Origin of the sequence: Streptomyces ziwulingensis (assembly GCF_039542605.1) — a bacterium.
GTDB lineage: Bacteria > Actinomycetota > Actinomycetes > Streptomycetales > Streptomycetaceae > Streptomyces > Streptomyces ziwulingensis.
The window spans coordinates 26,526-47,970 of sequence record NZ_BAABIG010000057.1 but is presented as its reverse complement, the minus strand read 5'-3'; the positions used below and the strand labels follow the sequence as shown (position 1 = coordinate 47,970).

Genomic DNA, 21,445 nt, shown 5'->3' with positions numbered 1-21,445 from the left:
CTCCTGACTACGGTTCGTCTCTACGACGTTACCCGAACGGTCCCGCCCGGTTCAGCGGCCGCGGGGCCACAGTCGCGGGTCCGGCGCGAACCGTACGCTCAGCCGGCCCTCGCGCAGTGCCGCCCCCTCGACGGTGCAGCGGCGCAGCGCGGACGGCAGCGCGACGACACGGCTGAACGGGCCGGCGGCGACCACCAGCTCGTCGCCGCGCCGGACCAGGTCCAGTTCCTCGCGCCGGGCGCCGGGCAGCGGGATGTGCCAGACCAGTACGCCGTCCTCGGCCAGCCGGTCGGCGACCGGCCACTCGACCGGGGAGACCGCGGAGTCCGCCGAGACGCCGGGGGCGGCCAGGGCGCCGAGGTCGTCGGTGCCGCGCGGGTCGCGTCCGAGGTGGGGCACGGCGTGGACGGGGTGGACGGCCCGCCACTCCTCCAGGGTCTTGCGCTGCTGGGCGACGGGTACGGCCAGCCAGCCGTCGGGGGCCTGCTCGGGCAGTACCCGGTTGGCGATCACGCGCTCCACGGCGAGGCCGCGCAGGGCGAGGCCGAGGGCGGCGGTGCGCACCGCGTCGGCGCCGGCCGGCCCGGGTTCGGCGACCAGCCGGACGGCGGTGTCCCGGTCGGTGAGGACGGCCTCGGTGGCGGCGAGTTCCAGGTCCCAGCGCGCGGCGTTCTCGTACAGCGCCTCGGTGGGCACGGGGACGCCCGCGAGCCGGCCGAGGACGGGGCGCAGGGCGCGGGCGGCCTGCCGTTCGGAGGGCAGCAGGCGGCGCAGGTAGCGGCGCAGTTCCTCGGGCAGGGTGAGCAGGGCGAGGGCGCGGGGCCCGGGCGGCAGGTCGACGACGAGGAGGTCGTGCGCCTCGGCGAGAGCGGCGTCCCGCAGGGCGCGCAGCAGCGCGAGTTCCTCGGCGCCGGGCAGCGGGGTGAGTTCCTCGGGGTCGAGGCGGGCGGCGCCGAGCAGGTCGAGGGCGGCGGCCGCGCGGCCTTGGAGGGCGGTGAGATCGTCGCGGAACCCCTGGGCCGCGTCGGGCCGCCAGGCCGTGAGGTGCTCCTCGACGGCGACCGGGGCCGGCCCGGTGGGCACCCCGAGCACGGCGCCGAGGGTGTCCTCGCGGTCGGCGCCCAGCAGCAGGGTGCGGGTGCCCTCGCGGGCGGCGGTGAGCGCGGTGGCGGCGGCGACGGTGGTCCGTCCACCGCCGCCCGGGCCCGTGATCAGGAGGGTGCGCATGAGGGTGAACGGTACCTTCGCCCGCCCGGCGTACGGCTCCGCGCGCCCGGCGCCGTACGGCTCACCACGCCCGGACGGCGTACGCCCCGGCGCGCCCGGCCCGGCACGCCCGGCGCGCCCGGCCCGGCACGCCCGGCGCGATCCGCGCGCCCGACGCGATCCGCGCGCCCGGACCGTCGGCTACCGCGCCCCCGACTCCACGCGCTTCTTCAGCCCGGCCAGGGCGCGGTCGATGATGACCTTCTCGGCCTTGCGCTTGATCATGCCGAGCATCGGGATCTTGACGTCGACGGTGAGCCGGTAGGTGACCTCGGTGCCGGTGCCCGCCGGGGCGAGGAGGTAGGAGCCGTCGAGGGAGCGGAGCATCTGGGACTTCACCAGCGTCCAGGAGACCTCGTGCTCCCCGGCCCAGGTGTACGCCAGCGTCTGGTCGTCCTTGATCGCCCCGGCGTCCATCACGAGCCGGACCTGCTCGGCGCGGCCCCGCGGGTCGGTCGCGAGCACCTCCGCCTCCTTCACCTCACCGGTCCAGTCCGGGTAGCGGGCGAAGTCGGCGATCACTTCCATGACCTCGGCCGGTGCCGCCTCGATCGTGATGCTCGAGCTGGTGTGTTCCGCCATCGCCGTGGCTCCTCCAGATGCGGGCCGGTAGGTGGGTCGTCGCGCACGCGTGCGTGCAGCGTGAAGGCTACCTCGCACCGGCCGGGCCACCCGCACGGCTACCACTCCAGCACCCACGGCCGCCCGGTGGACGCGAAGTGACCGACGTTCACGCACTCGGTCGCCCCGATCCGCATCCGCCGCACCAGCGGCTGGTGGACGTGGCCGAAGAGCGCGTACCGGGGCCGGGTGCGCCGGATGGCGTCGAGCAGGGCGCGGCTGCCCCGCTCGAAGCGGCGGGCCACGGTGTCGTAGACGAGTTCCGGGACCTCCGGCGGAATGTGGGTGCACAGCACGTCCACCTCGCCCACCGCCTCGATCTTCGCGGCGTACTCCTCGTCGCCGATCTCGTAGGGCGTGCGCATCGGGGAGCGCAGGCCGCCGCCGACGAAGCCGAAGACCCGGCCGCCGATCTCCACGCGCTCGCCGTCCAGGACGGTCAGGCCGGGGCGGGCGTACTCCTGCCACAGGGGCGGCACGTCGACGTTGCCGTAGGTGGCGTACGTCGGGGTGGGGAACGCGGCGAACAGCTCGGCGTACTGCCGGCGCACCGCCTGTTCCATCACCTCGCGCCGGTCGCCGTCGACGCCCGCCCAGAGCCGCGTGCCCAGCTCCCGCGCCTCGGTGTAGCGGCGGGCGGTGCGCAGCTCGACTATGCGGTGGGCGTTCTCGGTGCCGAACAGGTCGGGGAAGATGCCGCGCGAGTGGTCGGCGTAGTCGAGGAAGAGGATCAGGTCTCCCAGGCAGAGCAGCGCGTCGGCGCCCTGACCGGCCCGGGCCAGGTCGCGGACGTTGCCGTGCACGTCACTGACCACATGGACGCGTGTCGCCGGGTTTCCGGACGGTGTGGGTGCCATGGCGATCAAGAATAGAAGCCGCGCGCGGCTGGTGAACAGCACCGGCCGGACCTGCGATTACTGGCTGCCCGGTCGGCGTGTCGACTACTGTGCGCGAAGGAAACAGCAGCCGTGTGACGCAGCGAACATCTCACCGGGCCCCCTGTCGAAGACGCCATACCGGCGGGTAACGTCCGGGCAGTCCAGTCGTGCTCAGGATGCCGCCGTGCGAAGGCGCGGTCCTCCCGGGCACCGCCCCAGCCTTGGACCGCACCGTCGCATCACACAACGTCGTGGCGCCGGTGCCCTATGAGGAGCAGCAGTCTTGCGCGAGTTCAGCCTTCCGGCTTTGTACGAGGTCCCCGCGGACGGCAACCTGACCGACATCGTCCGCAGAAACGCCGCGCAGCATCCCGAGGTCGCCGTCGTCGCCCGCAAGGTGGACGGCGTCTGGCAGGACGTGAGCGCGCGGACCTTCCTCGCCGAGGTGCTCGCCGCCGCCAAGGGCCTGATCGCCGCGGGCGTCGAACCGGGCGACCGGGTCGCCCTGATGTCGCGCACCCGCTACGAGTGGACCCTCCTCGACTTCGCCATCTGGTGCGCGGGCGGGGTCACCGTCCCGGTGTACGAGACCAGCTCGCCGGAGCAGGTGCAGTGGATCCTCGGCGACTCGGGCGCCACCGCCTGTGTGGTGGAGTCGGCCGGCAACGCCGCCGCGGTGGAGTCGGTGCGCGAACGGCTGCCCGCCCTCAAGCACCTCTGGCAGCTCGACGCCGGGGCCGTGAAGGAACTGGGGCGGCTCGGGCAGGACGTCACCGACGAGACGGTCGAGGGACGCGGCGCGATCGCGAAGGCCGACGATCCCGCGACCATCGTCTACACCTCCGGCACCACCGGCCGGCCCAAGGGCTGCGTGCTGACCCACCGCAGCTTCTTCGCCGAGTGCGGCAACATCGTGGAACGGCTGCGTCCGCTCTTCCGCACCGGTGAGTGCTCGGTCCTGCTCTTCCTGCCGCTCGCGCACGTCTTCGGGCGGCTGGTGCAGATCGCGCCGATGATGGCGCCGATCAAGCTGGGCTGCGTGCCGGACGTCAAGAACCTCACCGAGGAGCTGGCCGCGTTCCGGCCCACCCTGGTCCTCGGCGTGCCGCGGGTCTTCGAGAAGGTCTACAACTCGGCGCGCGCCAAGGCGCAGGCCGACGGAAAGGGCCGGATCTTCGACCGGGCCGCCGACACGGCGATCGCCTTCAGCCGGGCCCTGGACACCCCGTCGGGCCCCTCCCTGGGCCTCAAGCTCAAGCACAAGGTCTTCGACCGGCTGGTCTACAGCAAGCTGCGCGCGGTCCTGGGCGGACGCGGCGAGTACGCGATCTCCGGCGGCGCCCCCCTCGGCGAGCGCCTCGGCCACTTCTTCCGCGGCATCGGCTTCACCGTGCTGGAGGGGTACGGGCTGACCGAGTCGTGCGCGGCCACCGCGTTCAACCCCTGGGACCGGCAGAAGATCGGCACGGTCGGGCAGCCGCTGCCGGGTTCGGTGGTCCGCATCGCCGACGACGGCGAGGTGCTGCTCCACGGCGAGCACCTGTTCAAGGAGTACTGGAACAACCCGGCCGCGACCGCGGAGGCGCTGGCGGACGGCTGGTTCCACACCGGTGACATCGGCACCCTCGACGAGGACGGCTACCTGCGCATCACCGGCCGGAAGAAGGAGATCCTGGTCACCGCGGGCGGCAAGAACGTCGCGCCGGCCGTGATCGAGGACCGCATCCGCGCGCACGCGCTGGTGGCGGAGTGCATGGTGGTCGGCGACGGGCGGCCGTTCGTGGGCGCGCTGATCACCCTCGACGAGGAGTTCCTGGGCCGCTGGTGCGAGGAGAACGGCAAGCCGGCCGGGTCCACCGCGGCGTCGCTGCGCCAGGACGCGGACCTGCTGGCCGCGGTCCAGTCGGCGGTGGACGACGGGAACGCGGCGGTGTCGAAGGCCGAGTCGGTGCGGCGGTTCCGGATCCTGTCGGCCCAGTTCACGGAGGACTCCGGTCACCTGACGCCCTCGCTGAAGCTGAAGCGGGGCGTGGTGGCCAAGGACTACACCGCCGAGATCGAGGCGATCTACGCGAAGTAGGAGCGGGCGATCGGCTCGGAGCGGGAGGAGGCGATCTCCTCGAAGCGGGAGCCGGAGTCGCCGCTCGGCCGCGGCTCGGCTACAGCAGCGCCCTCAGGCGCTCGGCCAGCAGATCCCAGCGCCACCTCTCCTCCACCCACCGCCGCCCCCGCTCCCCCATCCTCCGGCGCAGCGCCTCGTCGCCGAGGAGGGCGGTGATCCGGTCGGCGGTCTGCTCGGGGCGGTCGCCGCGCACCACCCAGCCCGTCTCGCCGTCCAGGACCGCGTCGGGCGCCCCGCCGGAGTCGCCGGCGACGACCGGCAGGCCGGTCGCGGACGCCTCCAGGTAGACGATGCCGAGCCCCTCGACGTCGAGCCCGCCCCGGCGGGTCCGGCAGGGCATGGCGAAGACGTCCCCGGCGCCGTAGTGGGCGGGCAGCTCGGACCAGGGCACGGCGCCGGTGAAGCGGACCGCGCGGGCGACGCCGGTCTCCCGGGCCAGCCGGCGCAGCTCGTTCTCGTAGGGGCCGCCGCCGACGATCAGCAGCACGGTGTCCGGCTCGGCGGCCAGGATGCGGGGCAGGGCCCGGATCAGCGTGTCCTGGCCCTTGCGCGGCACCAGCCGGGAGACGCACACCACGACCGGCCGCTCGGTCAGTCCGAGCCGGGCCCGGACCGCCTCGCCGCCGCTGCCGGGGTGGAAGGTCTGCTCGTCGACACCGGGCGGGAGCTGGACCATCCGCGCGGCGGCCCGCTCGCTCAGCGCGCCGGCGATCCGCGAGCGGGTGTACTCCCCCAGGTAGGTGAGGGTGTCCGTGGTCTCCCCGATCCGGTGCAGCGCCTGCCGGGCGGCGGGCAACTGGGCCCAGCCGGCCTCGTGCCCGTGGGTGGTGGCGACCAGCCGCTCGGCGCCGGCCCGGCGCAGCGCGGGGGCCATCAGCCCCAGGGGCGCGGCGGCCCCGAACCACACCGAGGCGCACCCGTGCTCCCGCAGCAGCCCGACCGCCCGCCGGGTCGCCCCCGGCGTCGGCAGCAGCATCGTCGTACGGTCCCGTACGACGGTGAACGGCTGCTCGGCGTCGAAGGCCGCGGTCGCCTCGACGCCTTCCCGGGTGCGCTTCCAGGTGGAGGCGTACACGACGAACCGGTCGGGGTCCAGCCGCAGCGCCATGTTGTGCAGGAACGCCTGGATGCCGCCCGGCCGGGGCGGAAAGTCGTTGGTCACGATCAAGGTCTTGTGCATCGCCGCAGACCCTATCGAAGCCCCCTTCCCCCGTGTCCGTCGCCTGTGCGTGTGGCACACACACAGCCGTTCGGGACATCATGAGCCCATCGGACGACAGCGCGACGGGCGGGCGGGAACAGTGAAGACGACGAGCGCGGGACGGTCCCTGGCCTGGCTCCCGGTGGTCTGGTGCGCGACCCGGCTGACCCTGCTGCTGTTCGTGCTGAAGGTGTACGTCTTCCCCGGCCCGGACGTCACCAGCGACGTGTCGGTGATCTACCGGGGCTGGTACGAGGTCCTGCGCACCGGAACGTTTCCGCTGACCGATGTCACCTGGCAGTACCCGCCCGCCGCCGCCGTCGCGATCCTCTCCCCCGGCCTGCTGCCGTTCCTGGACTACGCCACGGCCTTCTTCACCCTGGCCTGCGCCGCCGACCTCGCGGTGCTGGCGCTGCTGACCCACGGGGGCCTCGGCCGGGGCGGCACGCTGCGCGGGGCCTGGGTGTGGGTGGTGGGCGTCCCGCTGCTCGGCCCGACGGTGTACGCGCGCTACGACGTGATGGTCACCGCGGTCGCCGTGGCCGGGCTGCTCGCCGCCGCCCGGCATCCGCGGGCGGCGGGCGCGCTCGCGGCGGTGGGGGCGTTGCTGAAGGTCTGGCCGGCGCTGCTGCTGCTCGGCGTCCGGGAGCGGTCGGCCTGGGCCGCCGCCGCGGTCACCGGCGTGGTGGTGGCGGGGGCGTTCTGGGTGGCGGTGCCGGGGGCGTTCGCGTTCCTGACCTTCCAGCGGGACCGGGGCACCGAGGTGGAGTCGCTGGGCGCGCTCGTCTTCCACGTCGCCCGCGGCTTCGGCTGGGACGGGCAGGTGGTGTTCAACTACGGCTCGGTGGAGTTCCTCGGCCCCTGGGTGGACCTGGTGAGCACGGCCGCTCTCACGCTGACCGGGGCGGCGTTCGGCTGGCTGCTGCTGTGGCGGCTGCGGGCCACCCGGTTCGAGGCGCACACGGCCGCGGACGCGGCGTTCGTGGCGGTGCTGCTGTTCACGGTCACCAGCCGGGTCATCAGCCCGCAGTACCTGGTGTGGCTGATCGGCACCGCTGCGGTCTGCCTGTGCTTCCGGGCCGGCCGGATGACGGTGCCCGCCGTGCTGGTGCTGGCGGCGAGCCTGGTGACGGTGCTGGAGTTCCCGCTGTACTTCGGGAACGTGGTGGCGAGCGACCGGCTCGGCGTCACCCTGCTGTTCCTGCGCAACGGCCTGCTGGTGGCCGCCGCGGTCGTCGCGGGCCGGGTGCTGTGGCGCGCGACGACCGCGCGCGAGACACCCGCGCCGCCGCCGGAACCGGACCCCCGCGGACCCGACCGCCGCGAACCGGACCCCCGCGCCGGCGGGACCCCGGTCAGCCGAACCGGGCCCGCAGATACTCCCGCCACCGCGCCGTGAACTCCTCCGGTGTGGTGCCGAGCACCTCACCGAGCGCGTTCCCGACCGCCTCCGCCGGGTCCGCCGGGTCGGCCCCGTTCCGGTCGGCCCCGTCCCGGTCCCCCTGGGCGCCCACCGCCCGGTAGAAGTCGTCGAGCCGCGCCTCGCCCCACTGCTCCGCGATCATGCGGCAGGCCGTCCAGCCGCCCTCGTAGGCCCGTGCGAGGTCGCCCGCCTCCCCGGTGAAGCCGAAGTCCTCGTCGGCCGGGAGCGACTCGGGCAGGTGCCCCTGGGACACCGCGCGGGACAGTTCGGGGGCGGTCCGGGCCGGGTCGCTCCCGCCGCCTCGGTAGCCGACCCAGTCGGCGTAGCCCTCGGAGAGCCACAGCGGGGTGGCGGCGGAGGTGTGGGCCCGGGTGGCCACATGGGTGGCCTCGTGGGTGAGCACCACCTGCCTGCCGACCGTGCCGAGCAGCCGGTACGCCTCCGGGTTGACGACGATCCGGTCCGCGGGCGCGCCGGCCGGGGCGCCCGTCTCGCCGGTGGTGACGGCGGCGATCCCGCGGTAGGAGGAGGCGGGCGAGCCCAGCAGCCCCGCCATCCCCTCCAGCGACTCCGGTACCAGGACGACGAGGCGGCGGGCCCAGTCGCCGTCCCAGGCGTCCGACACGGCGGGCACCGCCCGGTCGACCAGGTCCGCGAAGCCGCGCAGCGCCGCCTCGGACTGCCCGACGCCGAGGACCAGGCCGCGCTCGGCGCGCACCACCCGTACCGTGCCCTGGTCCCAGAGCTGCCGGCCGGTTCCGTCGGCGGGCCGGTCGGAGACGACGGACCAGCGTCCCCGCTCGCGGCCGAGGCGTACGGTACGGGCGGTGGTGACGGCGCCCCTGTCGTGTCCGGCCAGCCGGTAGCTCAGCTCGACGTCGGCGCGCGCCTCGTCGCCGGTGCGCCGCACCTTCCCGACCCGGTACGACCAGCCGGCCAGTGGCACCGCGGCCGTCTCGGCGAAGCCGTCCCGGGTGCCGGTCGCGGCGTAGCCGGCGGCGTCCCGCGCCAGCAGCGCCGCCGCCCGGTGGTCCAGTACCCGCCGTACCTCGGCCCGGACCGAATCGGCGGCGGGCCGCCCGCCGCAGGCCACGAGGGAGGCCAGCAGCAGGCACAGCACCACCACCGAGCACCCCGGCACCCGCCCGCGACCAGCCACGTTCCCGATCGTACGGGGGCCGGGCCGCCCCGGTCAGGGGGCCGGACCCGGATCAGACCCGGGTGACCGAGGAGACCGGCATCATCCCGACCGGGTCGTAGCGCACCGGGGCGCCGGGGTAGGGCGCGTGGATCACCTGGCCGTTGCCCACGTACATGCCGATGTGGCTGGCGTCGTTCCGGTAGGCGACCAGGTCGCCGGGGCGGGCCTGGGAGAGGGGGACCCGCCGCCCGGCGCCGGCCTGCGCCTGCGAGGTGCGCGGCAGCCCCACCCCGGCCTGCGCGTACGACCACTGGGTCAGGCCCGAGCAGTCGAAGCGGGTGGGGCCGTTGGCGCCCCAGACGTAGGGCTTGCCGAGGGCGGACCGCGCGGCGGCGACGGCGGCCGAGGCACGGCCCGAGGCGGGGGCGCCCGAGGGGCCGGGCAGCTCGGCGCGGCCGGAGCGGGAGGACCGGCCGAGGGCCGCGCGCTCCTCGTCCGGGAGGGAGTTGAGCAGCCGCCGGGCCTCGGCGAGCCTGCGCTCCACGGTCTTCTTGTGCGCGGCGACCGTCTGCCGGCTGCGGTTCAGCTCGCCGAGCGTGCGGGTCGCGCGGGCCCGGTCGGCGGCGAGGAGGCGCATGGCCTTCTGGAGGTTCTTCAGCTCACCGGCCTGCCGGGTGCCGATCCGGTCCAGGACCGCGGCCTTGTCGAGGTAGTCGTCCGGGTCGGCGGAGAGCAGCAGCGCCAGGGACGGGTCGATGCCGCCGGCCCGGTACTGGGCGCCGGCCAGCGACCCCAGCGCGTCCCGCATGGTGTTGATCCGCCCCTGCTGCCGGGCGATGCGCTCCTGGGCGCCGCTGACCTGCTTGCGCAGGACGTCGGTGCGTTCGTCGGCTCGGTTGAACGCCTCGGTGGCCCGCTCGGCCTCCTGGTGGAGGCGGTCCACCTCGGCACGGGTGTCGTCGAGCGGCGCGGCCGAAGCCGTCACCGCGCCGAGGACCGCGATGGCGGCGGAGAACAGGCCGACCACGGCGGTGGCGCTCCGGTCGAACCCGGACGGTGCAAGGCGGCGATGGGACCCCACGGGAAGCCGCACTCCTTTTCCGCTGACGGACAGGTAAACGCGGCAGACAGTAGCCCCGTGGTGGGGTGCCGACCAACGACCTCGGGCCCCGCGCGGCCCCGCGCCCCGCCGCTGACGCAGGTCAGCGGCGGGGCGCGGGATCACAGCGGGGTGTCGCGATTAGCCCGTTCGGGCGACAGGCCGGGTTGATCGGGAAGGGCCGGAGGTCAGACCCGCACGCCCCACATGAAGGGGCCGCCGATGGTGCTCATCGACTCGTAGCGGACGACGGTGCCGGTGCGCGGGGCGTGCAGCACCTGGCCGTTGCCGGCGTACAGGCCGACGTGGTGCAGGTCGTTGAAGAAGAAGACGAGGTCGCCGACCTGGAGGTCGTTGACGGAGGTGATGCGCGTGCCGATCTGCGACTGGGCCTCGGAGGTGCGCGGTATGGATACGCCGGCCTGCGCGTAGGCCCAGGAGGTCAGGCCCGAGCAGTCGTAGGAGGACGGGCCGGTGGCGCCGTAGACGTACGGGCTGCCGATCTTGCTCTGGGCGGCGGAGAAGGCGGCTCCGGAGCGGCCGGACCCGGAGGCGTCGACGGAGGTGGTGTCACCGGAGAGGACCTCACGCGCGCTGCTGCGGCTGGCGCGCTCCTCCTCCTCTTCCAGGGCGGCCTTCTCGGCGGCGGTGAGGGTGTTGAGCAGCTTCTGCGCGGCGGCGAGCTTGCCCTGCACCTCCTCCTTCTTCTTGCCCAGTTCGGTGCGGGTCGCGGAGAGGTCCTTGAGCTTCTCGGCGGCCTCCTCGCGCTGCTGGGCGAGGTCGCGCTGCTTGTCCTGGATCTTCTTCAGGGCGTCGACCTGCTGGGCGCTCAACTGGTCGAGCGTGGACGCCTTGTCGAGGTAGTCGTCCGGGTCGGCGGAGAGGAAGAGCTGCACGGACGGGTCGATGCCGCCGGCCCGGTACTGGGCGCTGGCCATCGAACCGAGGCCGTCGCGCAGCTCGTTCAGCTCCTCCTGGCCGCGGGCGACGTTGTCCTGGATGGTGGAGATCTCCTTCTGGAGCTTCTCCTGCTTCTCCTTGGCGCCCACGTACTTCTCGGTGGCCTGTTCGGCCTCCACGTAGAGCTTGTCGACCTTCGACTTCACCTCGTCCTTGCCGGGCTTCTCGCTGGGCGCGGCATTGGCGGCCTGCGAGCTGAGGACGACAGCGGCGGCGGCGGCGGTGGTGAGCACGGTGACGCGCGCGCGGCTGGGCTGCTTGGGTCGACGGTGGGACGCCACGGAGGCGAACTCCTTCGTGTGAGTGATCACCCGTTCTAGGGTTCGAAGCCTGACCCTAGTGACCCACTTGTGATCAGTTCAAATCCTCCGCCGAAAAATCCTGGTTACGCACCGCATATTTTACGGCAACTCACCAGGTGTGACCCTGAATTGACGCTACGTTGCGTGAGAGATGCGTCAATTCCGGCATCCGGCCCGTACGTTGCGGTGGGGACGGATGCGTCGCAGGTGTCAGGAAAGCCGCTTGAGGAGCACGGCGGAGGCGACGGGGCGGGCGCCGGCGCGCGCGATCCCGTCGGCCACCTCGCGGTCGGTGGAGGCGACGATGACGGGCCGGCCCGGCGGCTCGGCCCGCACCAGTTGGCGGATCAGCTCGTCGGCGGTGACGCCGGGCTTGGAGAAGAGCACCCGCACCCCGCGCGGCGGCGCGAGCAGGACCGGCGCGAGCAGCTCGGCGCCGTCGAAGACGCAGGTCACCTCGGCGCCGGTCTGCGCGGCGAGCTGCGAGAGCTGGCCGAGGAGCCGCAGCCGCTGCTTCTCCAGCGGCATCTGCGGATAGCCGGTCTTGGTGACGTTGTAGCCGTCGACGACGAGGTGCGCCTGCGGCAGCGCCAGCAACTGGTCGAGGATGGCGGGGTCGTGCTCGGAGAGCGCGCGGGCGGCGATGTCCTTCGGCGTCATCCGGCCGGGCTCGACGGCGTCCACGGTCTCGGCCGGCCGCACCGAGACGGGCGGCAGCGCCAGTTCCCGGCGCAGCCCCTGCGCGGATTCCAGCAGGGTGTCGAGGAGCAGCCGTACTCTCATGTCCTCGACGCTGCGTCCCTCGCGGGCGGCCTTGCGGGTGGCCTCCAGGGCCGCCTCGGCCTCCCCGAGGCGCGCCTTGAGCCGCCGGGTCTCGCTGTCGGCGGCGGAGAGCTGGGTCTGTCCGTCGGCGCGTACGGTGTCCAGCTCGGCGTGGACCTTGCGCAGGGCCGCCTCGCCGCGCCGGACGTCGCTGACCGCGGAGCGCAGCTTGCGATGGAGCGACTCCGCCTCCTTCCTGGCGGCGTCCAGCTCGGCGCGGAGCCGCTCGGTCTCGGTCCGGCCGTGGTCGCGGGCGCGTTCCAGTTCGCCTCGCAGCCGTTCCAGTTCGGCGCGGGTCTCCTCGTCGGCGCGCTCGGCGTCCGCCCGCTGCGCCTCCTCGCCGGCCGCGGTCACCAGCTTCACCCAGCCGGCCGGCCGCAGGACGTAGGCGGCGGCCGCCACGTCCAGCGGGTCAGCGGCCGGGGGCGGCGACCCGGAGTCGAGGGCGCCGGTCAGCTCCGGCTGGGTCTCCTTCAGCTTCTCGCCGATGCGCTGGCGGAAGACCGGATCGCTCTCCACCGCGGCGGCCATCGCGTTGCCCGCGAACTTCACCCGCCGGTTCGGGGCGAACCGGGCGTACTGCCGCAGCGGGGCGGGCAGTTCGGTGAGGGTCAGACCACCGAAGCCGTCGGACACGATCTGCACGACCCGGCGGCGCACCCCGTCCGGGAGCGGGCGGTCGAGCACCTCGGCGGCGCCGTCGCCCGGCCCTTCCGCCTGTGTCTGCGCCATCCGTCACCCCTATGCCTACGCGCGATCCCGGTACGCTACGCCGGTCGCTGCGGCGGGGCCCGCTCCCTCAGGAGCCGGCGCCCGGCCTGTCCACGAGTTCCACCTGGTCCACGGCGTTGCACCAGCGGCACCGCACCGACTCGATGGTCTCACTGAGCACCTCGCGCTCCTCGACCTTCGGCTCACCGGCCAGATCGAGGTGGAGGTACTCGACGACCTTCGAGGCCCGGGTCACGTCGAAGCGGGTCAGGTTGCCGCACAGGGTGCAGCGCCACCGCGTCGTGTCGGTCGGCAGGGGAACCGTCATCGTGGCTGTTCGCTCTCTTCCAGTGTCGCGCGACGCGCCGGTCGCCCCGGCGCGTGTGGCTCGTAACCCTACGGCCTGGGGGACAGTCGCCGCCCGTCCGTCCACGGCGGCGAGGCGGTACGTCCCGTCGTATCCCGTTACGTCATGCTCTGTACCCATGATCCGGAACTGGAGCGCGGCCGTCGGCAGGGCGGCCAGGAGGGTGCGGGCGGCGAGGGCGGCGGGCGCCTCGCGCGCCGGCCGGGCGGCCCGGGGGCCGGCCGCTCCGGTGACGTACGGGCTGATGCTCCTGTGCTGCGCGGTCTTCCTGATCGGTCCCGCGGCCGGGGTCAACCCGGTGTACGGCACCGGTGCGGAGCTGTTCGCCGCGCAGCGCGCCTACTTCCAGCGCTGGGGCGTGATCCCCGCAGACCTGTTCGAGGGCTCCCCCCGGGCCGTTCTCACCCCGGCCACGGCGCTCTTCGTCCACGGGAGCTGGGTGCATCTGCTCGGCAACCTGCTGTTCCTGTACGTCTTCGGGGCGCTGACCGAGGAACGGATGGGCAGGGTCCGCTTCGCCCTGTTCCACCTCGGCTGCGGCTACCTGGCGCTGCTCGGGTACGCGCTCGCCAACAGCCACTCCCCGCAGCCGCTGATCGGCGCCTCCGGGGCGATCTCGGCGGTGCTCGGCGCGTTCCTGTACCTGTTCCCGCGCGCCCGGGTGACCAGCCTGCTGCCCTTCCTCCTCTTCCTGCCGCTGCGCTTCCCGGCCTGGCTGGTGCTGCCCTTCTGGGCGGCCCTGCAGTGGCTGGCGGCGGCGCGGGCCGGCGACGGACCGGGGGTGGCCTACCTCGCCCACCTGGTCGGTTTCGGGCTGGGCTTCCTCTACGCGTGGGGCGGCCGCGGGCGGAGGGCTAGAGTGAAGAACGTCCCAGTGACCGCCCCCGAGGGAGAGAAACAGCCGTGATCACCGCGATCGTCCTCATCAAGACCAGTGTGGACCGGATTCCCGAGATCGCGGAACGGATCACCGCGCTGGAGGGGGTGAGCGAGGTCTTCTCCGTCACCGGCACCTACGACCTGATCGCCATGGTGCGGGTGCGCCAGCACGAGGACCTGGCGGACGTCATCCCCGGCCGGATCAGCAAGATCCCGGGCGTCGAGGGCACGGACACGCATGTGGCGTTCCGCACGTACTCCCAGCACGACCTGGAGGCGGCGTTCTCCATCGGCCTGGAGAACTGACGCCGGCCCCCGGGCCCGGAGGCCGGCGGCCACCGGCTCACGCGGCGGCGGTGGAGGTGTCGGGCACGCAGCGGCCCTCCTCGGTGCGGTAGTTCCAGCGCGCCCCGTCCCGCACCAGCTCGGTGACGGCCGTCACGAACCGCTCGACGTGCTCGTCCGGGGTGCCGGCGCCGAAGCTGACCCGGATGGCGTTGAGGGACTTCTCGCCGGGCGCGGCCTCGGGGGCGCCGCACTCGCCCTGCGACTGGGGGTCGCTGCCGAGCAGGGTGCGCACCAGCGGGTGCGCGCAGAACAGGCCGTCGCGCACCCCGATGCCGTACTCGGCCGACAGGGCGGCGGCGAAGTGCGAGCTGTTCCAGCCGTCCACCACGAACGAGAGCACGCCGACGCGGGCGGCGTCGTCACCGAAGAGCGAGAGCACCCGCACCTCGGGCACGGCGGCGAGCCCCTCGCGGACCTTGCCGATCAGGTACCGCTCCCGCGCCACCAGCGTCTCGAAGCCGGCCTCGGTGAGCGCCTTGCAGGCGGAGGCGATGGCGTAGGCGCCGATCACGTTGGGCGAGCCGGCCTCGTGGCGGGCGGCGCTGTCGTGCCACTCGACGTGCACGCCGCCGTCGTCCCGCCGGGAGACCTTGCGGCTGGCGCCGCCGCCCGCGAGGTACGGCTCGGCGACGGCGAGCCAGTCGGCGCGGCCGGCCAGCACCCCGGCGCCGAAGGGGGCGTACAGCTTGTGTCCGGAGAAGGCGACCCAGTCCACGTCCAGGTCGGCCACGCTGACCGGGTGGTGCGGGGCGAGCTGGGCGGCGTCCAGGACGATGCGGGCGCCGTGGGCGTGGGCGGCGGCGGCCAGTTCGCGCACCGGCCACAGCTCGCCGGTGACGTTGGAGGCGCCGGTGACGCAGACCAGGGCGGGCCCGTGCGGCGCACGGGCGGCGAGGGCGCGCTCCAGCGTCCGCACGGCCTGCGCGGGGCTGCTCGGGGCGTCCAGGTAGGTGACGTCCGCGTGGCGCCAGGGCAGCAGCGAGGCGTGGTGCTCGGTCTCGAAGACGAAGACCTGGCAGCCGGCCGGGAGCGCCGCGGCGAGCAGGTTGAGGGAGTCGGTGGTGGAGCGGGTGAAGACGACCTGGTCGCCCTCCCGGCAGCCGAGGAACTCGGCGACCGTGCGGCGGGCGTTCTCGAACAGGTCGGTGGAGAGCTGCGAGAGGTAGCCCGCGCCCCGGTGCACGCTGCCGTAGTACGGCGCATAGGCGGCCACGTCGTCCCAGACCCGCTGGAGCGCCGGGGCGCTGGCGGCGTAGTCGAGCGCGGCGTAGGCGACCTCCCCGCCGGTGACCAGCGGGACGGTGACATCCCGGCCCAGAACGGGCAGCGGGGCACAAAGCGACTGGTCGGCGGCAGCGGTGGGGACAGACATGGCGAACTCCCGTGAGAGAAAGGCGCGGCGAGGACGAGGCGCCGGGGGGATGAAGAAAGGGCGTGCGGAGAGGGGGCTCTGCGGCCCTATCGCATTCGCTTGCTCACGGAAGGCTCCTCGACGACCAGGACCCCTGGCTCGCGAGGGGTCCGCGCTTGCCGAGGACCTTGCTGTCCACGGCCTGGTCTTCACCCGGGGCACCCCGCCACGGACGGAGGGTTGCCGGACAGTCGGCCGGGGCCTCATGACTGTCACTCATGACCTGGTGCAGAAACTTAGACGAGATGATCGTCGTCCCGCAACCCGTGTCCGGATCGCGGGACGCGCCTCGCCCGCACCGCTACGTGCGCACCGCTAGGCGTTGCTGGCGGCCACCCAGCGTTCCAGTACGCGCTTGGCGGCTCCGGAGTCGATCGCCTCGGCGGCGCGTTCCATGCCGGCCCGCACGCGGTCGGTCAGCGGTCCCCCGCCGGGCTCCAGGGCCACCAGGGCCGCCGCCGAGTTGAGCAGCACCGCGTCCCGCACCGGGCCGCCCTCGCCGTCCAGCAGCCGCCGGGCGACCTCGGCGTTGTAGGCGGCGTCGGCGCCCCGCAGCGCCTGGACGGGCACGATCTCCAGTCCGACGTCGCGCGGGTCGAAGCTCTCCTCGGCGACCTTGCCGTCGCGCACCACCCACACCCGGGAGGTGGAGGTCGTCGTCAGCTCGTCGAGGCCGTCGTCGCCGCGGAAGACCAGGGCGGAGTTGCCGCGCTCGGCGAAGACCCCGGCGATGATCGGGGCCATCCGGGCGTCGGCGACACCGATCGCCTGGGAGCGGACCTTGGCGGGGTTGGTCAGCGGGCCCAGGAAGTTGAAGACCGTCCGGATGCCGAGCTGGCCGCGGGCCGCCGCCACATGGCGCAGCGCCGGGTGGAACTTCACGGCGAAGCAGAAGGTGATCCCGGCCTCCTCGGCGACCTCGGCGACCCGGCGCGGGGTCAGCTCCAGGTTGACGCCCAGCTCTCCCAGGACGTCGGAGGCACCGGAGGCGGAGGAGGCGGCGCGGCTGCCGTGCTTGACCACCTTGGCGCCGGTGCCGGCCACCACGATCGCCGACATCGTGGAGATGTTGACCGTCTTGGCGCCGTCGCCGCCGGTGCCGACGATGTCGACCGTCTCCCCCGGCACCTGGATCACGTGGGCGTGCTCGTACATCGCGCGGACCAGTCCGCCGATCTCGTCCACGGTCTCGCCCTTGGCCCGCAGCGACACCGCGAACCCGGCGATCTGCGCGTCGGTCGCCTCACCGCGCATGATCGTGTCCATCGCCCAGGCGGTCTCGTCCGCCGACAGGTCCCGGCCGTCGAGCAGGCCGTTGAGGAGGACGGGCCAGGAGCGAACCGCCGTGATGTCGCCTCCAGCGGGGGTCACAGCGCTCATCAGCCGCTCCTGGGTCGTGAGAATGGGGCAGTACGAAAAACCGGACTGCCTCCACCCTATCCAGCCCGGGGCACGGGGAAGGGCCCCGTCCGGTGTTCGGATCGGGGCCCTTCGCCTGTCGTGTGGCGACGTGGAGGGAGTCAGTGGTGGCCGTGGCCGCTGGTGATCTCCTTGTACTCCTCGACGGTCGGCTTCGGAATCTGGGACTCCTCGCCGTAGTACGACTTGCTGAGCTTGGCGCGGAGCTTCTCGGAGCCCGTCGCCTTGCGCTCGACGCCGTTCTCGTCGACACCCGCGCCGATCTCGGCCGGCCGGTACTGCTCGTGCGCGGTGAGCGTGTAGAGCTGCTCCTGGCTGAGCGGCTCGTGCACCTCGATGAACTCACCGTGCGGCAGGCGCTTGATGATGCCGGACTCGCGGCCGTGCAGCACCTTCTCCTTGTCCCGGCGCTGGAGGCCGAGGCAGATCCGCTTGGTGATCACGAAGGCGATGACCGGGCCGACGAAGAAGCCGATCCGGACGAACCAGGTGACCGCGTTGATCGACAGGTGGAAGTGGGTGGCGAAGATGTCGTTGCCACCGCCGACCAGCATGATCATGTACGCGGTGACCCAGGCGACGCCGAAGGCCGTACGGGTCGGGGCGTTGCGCGGGCGGTCCAGGATGTGGTGCTCGCGCTTGTCCTTGGTGACCCAGGACTCGATGAACGGGTACAGCGCGATGATCGCGAGGAAGACTCCGAAGATCACCAGTGGGATGAGCACGCCCAGGACCAGGGTGTGGCCCCAGAAGTTGATCTCCCAGCCCGGCATGGCGCGGACCAGACCCTCGGCGAAGCCCATGTACCAGTCGGGCTGGGCGCCGGTGGAGACCTGGTCGGGCCGGTAGGGGCCGATCGACCAGATCGGGTTGACCGAGGCGATGCCGGCCATCAGCGCGATGACACCGAAGACCAGGAAGAAGAAGCCGCCGGCCTTCGCCATGTACACCGGCAGCAGCGGCATGCCCACGACGTTCTTGTTGGTCTTGCCGGGGCCCGCGAACTGCGTGTGCTTGTGGTAGAAGACCAGGATCAGGTGGCCCACCATCAGCCCGAGCATGATGCCCGGCAGCAGCAGGATGTGGATCGAGTAGAACCGGGCGACGAAGTCGTCGCCGGGGAACTCCCCGCCGAACAGGAACATCGAGATGTACGTGCCCACGATCGGCATGGACAGGATCGCGCCCTGCGTGAAGCGGACACCGGTGCCGGAGAGCAGGTCGTCCGGGAGCGAGTAGCCGGTGAAACCGGTGAACATGCCCAGGACGAACAGCAGGAAGCCGAAGAGCCAGTTGATCTCGCGCGGCTTGCGGAACGCGCCGGTGAAGAAGACGCGCATCATGTGCACGAACATGCCGGCGAGGAAGACGATGGCCGCCCAGTGGTGGATCTGCCGGATCAGCAGGCCGCCGCGGACGTCGAAGCTGATGTCGAGCGTCGACTTGTACGCCTCGCTCATCAACTGGCCCTGCATCGGGATGTAGCTGCCGTGGTACTCCACCTCGTTCATCGACGGGTGGAAGAACAGCGTCAGGTACACACCCGTGAGGATGATGATGATGAAGCTGTACATGCAGATCTCGCCGAGCATGAAGGACCAGTGGTCCGGGAAGATCTTCCGCATGTTGGCCTTGGCCAGGGCGTAGATCCCGAGCCGGCCGTCGGCCCAGTCGGCGACGCGTTCGCCGGCCGGTGCCTTCCCGCGTGAGCGGGCCGTGTTACTGCCTGAAGTGCTCATCCGCGCTCCCAGAATGCAGGACCGACGGGCTCCGCGAAGTCGCCGAGCGCTTCGAGGTAACCCTCGTCGTTCACGCCGATGCGCAACTGCGGCAGGGCGTGACCGGCGGGACCGAAGATGACCCGGGCTCCGTCGGCGAGGTCGAAGGTGGACTGGTGGCAGGGGCAGAGCACGTGGTGCGTCTGCTGCTCGTACAGGGAGATCGGGCAACCGACGTGGGTGCAGATCTTCGAGTACGCGACGATGCCCTCGTGCGACCACTCGAGTTCGCGCTTGTCCTTGATGTCGTCCGGCTGGATGCGGACGATCATCAGGGCGGCCTTGGCGATCTCGTTCTGGAAAGCGTGGTCCTCCTCCTCCAGGCCCTCGGGCTTGGCGAAGGTGAGCGAGCCGACGGCCACGTCGGAGGCGCGCAGCGGCTCGTTGGTGTTCATGTTGACCAGCAGCTTGCCCTTGGACCACAGGGTGTGGCGGAGCTTGTCCTCGGGCAGCGGACCGAGGTCGCGCAGGAGCACGACGCCGGAGAGCGGCACCAGGGAGAGCGCGCCGAACATGGTGGTGCGGATCAGCTTGCGCCGGCCGATCACCGATTCCTTGGCGCCCTGCTTGAAGTCGGCGTGCACCTTGGCACGGACCTCGGGGTCGGCCGCGATCGCGTGCCGCTCGTCGGCGACCTCGACGTCGGACATCAGGGTGCGGGCCCAGTGGACCGCGCCCGCGCCGATGGCGAACAGCGCCACGCCCAGGGTCACGCCCAGCGCGAAGTTCAGCGCGTTGAGGTGCCCGATCGGGAAGACGTAGATCGCCTTGTCGTGCGGGATCGCCACGAAGGCGGCGATGAAGGCGACGGTGGCGAGCATCGACAGGGTGAACAGCAGGGCGACGCTGCGCTCGGAGCGCTTGGCGGCCTGCTCGTCGATGTCCTGGACGCGGTGCTCGTGGGGCGGCAGCCCCGGGTCGGCGAACGGGTGCTGCTCGTCCGCGACCTCGCCGTGGGTGGTCTCCCGCGCTGCGGGCAGGTTCTTCTCTGGAATGTCTTGGCTACTCATGACTTCTTGGCCTTTGCGGTCCGGGCGGCGACCCACACGGCGACGGCGATGAGGGAACCGAGACCGAAGATCCAGCCGAAGAGGCCCTCACTGACCGGCCCGAGGCCACCCAGCGACAGACCGCCCGGCTCCACGGTGTCGTCCCCGTTCACCGCGTCGAGGTACGCGATGATGTCCTTCTTGTTCTGCTCCGTCAGCGTGCTGTCGGGGAAGGAAGGCATGTTCTGCGGGCCGGTCTGCATGGCCTCGTAGATGTGCTTCGGGTCGACGCCCTCGAGCGTCGGGGCGAACTTGCCGTTCGTCAGCGCGCCGCCCTTGCCGGTGAAGTTGTGGCACTGCGAGCAGTTGGTGCGGAACAGCTCACCGCCCTCGGCGATGTCCGCGTCGTCGGTCCCGTACTGCTCCTCGGTCGGGATGGCCGGACCGGCGCCGAGCGAGGAGATGTAGGCCGCGAGCTGGTCGATCTCGGCCTGGGAGTAGATGTTCTTCTTCTTCGGGACCTGGGCGCCCGGCTGCTGGGCCGGCATGCGTCCGGTGGCCACCTGGAAGTCCACGGCCGCGGCGCCCACGCCCACCAGGCTGGGTCCGTCGGTCGTGCCCTGACCGCCGGTGCCGTGACAGGTGGCGCAGCCGACGGCGTAGAGCTTCTTGCCCTCGTCGATGGCGAGGGACTGGGCCGTTTCATCGGCCTGCGCCTGGTCCGCGGGTGCGAACACGGCGTAGAGCCCCCCGGTGCATGCCAGCGCGAGGAGTAGGACGACGAGCGCCGCCAGCGGATGGCGTCGTCGTGCGGAGAGCTTTTTCACGGATTACCCCGGTGTCAGGATCTTCTGCGTCGATGCTTCTGGATGTGCGCGGGAGCGGTCCGCGCCTACTTGATCATGTAGATCGTGGCGAAGAGGCCGATCCAGACGACATCGACGAAGTGCCAGTAGTAGGACACGACGATGGCGGCGGTCGCCTGCTCATGGGTGAACCTCTTGGCCGCGTAGGTGCGGCCGAGGACCAGCAGGAACGCGATGAGCCCTCCCGTCACGTGCAGGCCGTGGAAGCCGGTGGTCAGGTAGAACACCGAGCCGTACGGGTCGGAGGACAGCGAGAGGCCGTCCTTCTTGACCAGTTCGGTGTACTCGAACACCTGACCGCCGATGAAGATCGCACCCATGATGAAGGTGACGATGAACCACATCCTGAGCTTCTTCACGTCACCGCGCTCGGCGGCGAACACGCCGAGCTGGCAGGTGAGGGAGGAGAGCACCAGGATCGTGGTGTTCGTCGCGGAGAACGGGAAGTTCAACGCGCCGGCCTTCTCGGACCAGAAGTCCGGGCCGGTCACCGATCGCAGGGTGAAGTACATCGCGAAGAGGGCCGCGAAGAACATCAGCTCGGAACTCAGCCAGATGATGGTTCCGACGCTGGTGAGGTTCGGCCGGTTGACCGACGGGTGCGCGTGCCCGGTATCTACTGTCGTTGCTGTCGCCACGACCGACATTATGTCGGTCGCTTATCCCGCCCTCACTCCCGGGGGTGCCGTTCGGAGTGTTCGCACCGTCTGGACTGCCCGGATGGCCCAGCGAAAGGCCCCTCGCCGGGGTGTTCCGACCGGTGTTGACGGGGAGTGGGGAGGAGTAGCATCCCGCGCAACGGGCGCCACCGCGGTTCTTCCGGCGCGTCCGCACATGTCCCA

General features: G+C 72.3%; 19 protein-coding genes and 1 riboswitch. Of the genes, 4 read left to right on the top strand and 15 right to left on the bottom strand.

Going from position 1 to position 21,445, the window contains the following annotated elements:
* Window positions 1-51 precede the first annotated feature (51 nt).
* The 3 genes from ABEB00_RS26215 to ABEB00_RS26205 form a co-directional block, all read right to left on the bottom strand.
* The gene (locus ABEB00_RS26215; protein WP_345622730.1) at window positions 52-1,227 is read right to left on the bottom strand and encodes an ArsA family ATPase; all 1,176 of its coding nucleotides are present in this window, start codon (window positions 1,225-1,227) and stop codon (window positions 52-54) included.
* A 180-nt stretch (window positions 1,228-1,407) separates the two neighbouring features.
* Window positions 1,408-1,848: an SRPBCC family protein gene (locus tag ABEB00_RS26210; RefSeq protein WP_345622728.1), complete on the bottom strand. Its 441-nt coding sequence runs from the start codon at window positions 1,846-1,848 to the stop codon at window positions 1,408-1,410.
* A 98-nt stretch (window positions 1,849-1,946) separates the two neighbouring features.
* Window positions 1,947-2,744 carry a metallophosphoesterase family protein gene (locus tag ABEB00_RS26205; RefSeq protein ID WP_345622727.1) on the bottom strand — a complete coding sequence of 266 codons (798 nt, stop codon included), beginning with the start codon at window positions 2,742-2,744 and terminating at the stop codon, window positions 1,947-1,949.
* Between the two features lie 304 nt (window positions 2,745-3,048).
* Here ABEB00_RS26205 and ABEB00_RS26200 point away from each other — a divergent pair, with 304 nt between their 5' ends.
* On the top strand, window positions 3,049-4,845 hold the full coding sequence (locus ABEB00_RS26200; RefSeq protein ID WP_345622726.1) for an AMP-dependent synthetase/ligase: 1,797 nt from the start codon (window positions 3,049-3,051) through the stop codon (window positions 4,843-4,845).
* A 79-nt stretch (window positions 4,846-4,924) separates the two neighbouring features.
* Here the strand turns inward: ABEB00_RS26200 and ABEB00_RS26195 are convergent, their stop codons facing one another.
* On the bottom strand, window positions 4,925-6,067 hold the full coding sequence (locus ABEB00_RS26195) for a glycosyltransferase family 4 protein (RefSeq protein ID WP_345622723.1): 1,143 nt from the start codon (window positions 6,065-6,067) through the stop codon (window positions 4,925-4,927).
* A 121-nt stretch (window positions 6,068-6,188) separates the two neighbouring features.
* On the opposite strand from ABEB00_RS26195, the gene ABEB00_RS26190 reads away from it, so the two are divergent.
* Complete coding sequence (locus ABEB00_RS26190) at window positions 6,189-7,487, top strand: glycosyltransferase 87 family protein (RefSeq protein WP_345622721.1); 1,299 nt, start codon at window positions 6,189-6,191, stop codon at window positions 7,485-7,487.
* Here ABEB00_RS26190 and ABEB00_RS26185 read toward each other — a convergent pair.
* From ABEB00_RS26185 to ABEB00_RS26165, 5 genes are all read right to left on the bottom strand, one after another.
* The gene (locus ABEB00_RS26185) at window positions 7,444-8,670 is read right to left on the bottom strand and encodes a hypothetical protein (RefSeq protein WP_345622719.1); all 1,227 of its coding nucleotides are present in this window, start codon (window positions 8,668-8,670) and stop codon (window positions 7,444-7,446) included. The two genes, ABEB00_RS26190 and ABEB00_RS26185, sit on opposite strands and share 44 nt — an antisense overlap.
* 52 nt (window positions 8,671-8,722) lie before the next feature.
* Entirely contained in the window at window positions 8,723-9,733 is a 1,011-nt protein-coding gene (locus ABEB00_RS26180) for a C40 family peptidase (RefSeq protein WP_345622717.1), read from the bottom strand.
* A 206-nt stretch (window positions 9,734-9,939) separates the two neighbouring features.
* The gene (locus ABEB00_RS26175; protein WP_345622871.1) at window positions 9,940-10,992 is read right to left on the bottom strand and encodes a C40 family peptidase; all 1,053 of its coding nucleotides are present in this window, start codon (window positions 10,990-10,992) and stop codon (window positions 9,940-9,942) included.
* Between the two features lie 231 nt (window positions 10,993-11,223).
* Window positions 11,224-12,567 carry an NYN domain-containing protein gene (locus ABEB00_RS26170; RefSeq protein ID WP_345622715.1) on the bottom strand — a complete coding sequence of 448 codons (1,344 nt, stop codon included), beginning with the start codon at window positions 12,565-12,567 and terminating at the stop codon, window positions 11,224-11,226.
* 67 nt (window positions 12,568-12,634) lie between these two features.
* Window positions 12,635-12,874 carry a hypothetical protein gene (locus ABEB00_RS26165; protein WP_345622713.1) on the bottom strand — a complete coding sequence of 80 codons (240 nt, stop codon included), beginning with the start codon at window positions 12,872-12,874 and terminating at the stop codon, window positions 12,635-12,637.
* Between the two features lie 157 nt (window positions 12,875-13,031).
* Between ABEB00_RS26165 and ABEB00_RS26160 the strand changes: the two genes are divergently transcribed.
* Entirely contained in the window at window positions 13,032-13,820 is a 789-nt protein-coding gene (locus ABEB00_RS26160) for a rhomboid family intramembrane serine protease (RefSeq protein WP_345622711.1), read from the top strand.
* Window positions 13,817-14,098, top strand: coding sequence for an Lrp/AsnC family transcriptional regulator (locus ABEB00_RS26155; protein ID WP_345622710.1), 282 nt, complete (start codon window positions 13,817-13,819; stop codon window positions 14,096-14,098). The genes ABEB00_RS26160 and ABEB00_RS26155 overlap by 4 nt, the downstream gene beginning before the upstream one ends.
* A gap of 37 nt (window positions 14,099-14,135) precedes the next feature.
* On the opposite strand, the gene ABEB00_RS26150 is transcribed toward ABEB00_RS26155, so the two are convergent.
* From ABEB00_RS26150 to ctaE, 6 genes are all read right to left on the bottom strand, one after another.
* Window positions 14,136-15,512, bottom strand: coding sequence for an aminotransferase class V-fold PLP-dependent enzyme (locus ABEB00_RS26150; RefSeq protein ID WP_345622708.1), 1,377 nt, complete (start codon window positions 15,510-15,512; stop codon window positions 14,136-14,138).
* A 146-nt stretch (window positions 15,513-15,658) separates the two neighbouring features.
* Window positions 15,659-15,775: riboswitch (SAM riboswitch) on the bottom strand.
* A gap of 91 nt (window positions 15,776-15,866) precedes the next feature.
* Window positions 15,867-16,931 carry an anthranilate phosphoribosyltransferase gene (trpD, locus tag ABEB00_RS26145; RefSeq protein WP_345622705.1) on the bottom strand — a complete coding sequence of 355 codons (1,065 nt, stop codon included), beginning with the start codon at window positions 16,929-16,931 and terminating at the stop codon, window positions 15,867-15,869.
* Window positions 16,932-17,071: 140 nt separating this feature from the next.
* Entirely contained in the window at window positions 17,072-18,709 is a 1,638-nt protein-coding gene (qcrB, locus tag ABEB00_RS26140; RefSeq protein WP_345622704.1) for a cytochrome bc1 complex cytochrome b subunit, read from the bottom strand.
* Complete coding sequence (gene qcrA, locus ABEB00_RS26135; RefSeq protein ID WP_345622703.1) at window positions 18,706-19,758, bottom strand: cytochrome bc1 complex Rieske iron-sulfur subunit; 1,053 nt, start codon at window positions 19,756-19,758, stop codon at window positions 18,706-18,708. Before qcrA ends, qcrB begins: the two co-directional genes overlap by 4 nt.
* Window positions 19,755-20,564 carry a cytochrome bc1 complex diheme cytochrome c subunit gene (gene qcrC / locus ABEB00_RS26130; RefSeq protein WP_345622701.1) on the bottom strand — a complete coding sequence of 270 codons (810 nt, stop codon included), beginning with the start codon at window positions 20,562-20,564 and terminating at the stop codon, window positions 19,755-19,757. The genes qcrA and qcrC overlap by 4 nt, the downstream gene beginning before the upstream one ends.
* A 65-nt stretch (window positions 20,565-20,629) precedes the next feature.
* Entirely contained in the window at window positions 20,630-21,250 is a 621-nt protein-coding gene (ctaE, locus tag ABEB00_RS26125; protein WP_345622699.1) for an aa3-type cytochrome oxidase subunit III, read from the bottom strand.
* Window positions 21,251-21,445: the final 195 nt, after the last annotated feature.

Coding starts and splice junctions, on each gene's coding strand:
- ABEB00_RS26150 (WP_345622708.1), bottom strand. CDS start 15,512: ATGTCTGTCCCCACCGCTGCCGCCGACCAGTCGCTTTGTGCCCCGCTG.
- ABEB00_RS26195 (WP_345622723.1), bottom strand. CDS start 6,067: ATGCACAAGACCTTGATCGTGACCAACGACTTTCCGCCCCGGCCGGGC.
- ABEB00_RS26205 (WP_345622727.1), bottom strand. CDS start 2,744: ATGGCACCCACACCGTCCGGAAACCCGGCGACACGCGTCCATGTGGTC.
- ABEB00_RS26160 (WP_345622711.1), top strand. CDS start 13,032: ATGATCCGGAACTGGAGCGCGGCCGTCGGCAGGGCGGCCAGGAGGGTG.
- ABEB00_RS26215 (WP_345622730.1), bottom strand. CDS start 1,227: ATGCGCACCCTCCTGATCACGGGCCCGGGCGGCGGTGGACGGACCACC.
- qcrB (WP_345622704.1), bottom strand. CDS start 18,709: ATGAGCACTTCAGGCAGTAACACGGCCCGCTCACGCGGGAAGGCACCG.
- ABEB00_RS26165 (WP_345622713.1), bottom strand. CDS start 12,874: ATGACGGTTCCCCTGCCGACCGACACGACGCGGTGGCGCTGCACCCTG.
- ctaE (WP_345622699.1), bottom strand. CDS start 21,250: ATGTCGGTCGTGGCGACAGCAACGACAGTAGATACCGGGCACGCGCAC.
- ABEB00_RS26170 (WP_345622715.1), bottom strand. CDS start 12,567: ATGGCGCAGACACAGGCGGAAGGGCCGGGCGACGGCGCCGCCGAGGTG.
- qcrA (WP_345622703.1), bottom strand. CDS start 19,758: ATGAGTAGCCAAGACATTCCAGAGAAGAACCTGCCCGCAGCGCGGGAG.
- ABEB00_RS26210 (WP_345622728.1), bottom strand. CDS start 1,848: ATGGCGGAACACACCAGCTCGAGCATCACGATCGAGGCGGCACCGGCC.
- trpD (WP_345622705.1), bottom strand. CDS start 16,931: ATGAGCGCTGTGACCCCCGCTGGAGGCGACATCACGGCGGTTCGCTCC.